The organism is Acidithiobacillus sulfurivorans (assembly GCF_018853815.1).
Lineage (GTDB): Bacteria > Pseudomonadota > Gammaproteobacteria > Acidithiobacillales > Acidithiobacillaceae > Acidithiobacillus > Acidithiobacillus sulfurivorans.
The window spans coordinates 1-267 of sequence record NZ_JAAOMP010000062.1; the positions used below are offsets into that span (position 1 = coordinate 1).

The following is a 267-nucleotide window of genomic DNA, read 5'->3' on the forward strand; positions in this document are numbered from 1 at the left end:
AGTAAATTTCACCGGGATAGGAAATCGCTTTCCTAACCGTCACATTGGATTTGCCGAGTGGATTTCTCCCTCGAAAAGCGGCACGAGCAAACACCCCATAGGTCTCCGGTCGTCCAACTGGCGTCGTATAAAAAATCCCGATGTTATTTCTGGTGTCGATGTTGGCGATCCAGCCTTTGGACGTCAGATGGCCTTCAGGCCAGCGGCTTCCACGAACCATCCTCACTGGCCATTTGGCATCTTGAAGCAGAAGAGACCGCCCCGCGC

1 protein-coding gene is annotated in these 267 nt (G+C 53.2%); it reads right to left on the minus strand.

The window, feature by feature from the left end:
- A partial coding sequence (locus tag HAP95_RS05685) for a hypothetical protein (RefSeq protein WP_215883340.1) occupies window positions 1-220 on the minus strand: 220 nt, incomplete at its 3' end.
- Window positions 221-267: the final 47 nt, after the last annotated feature.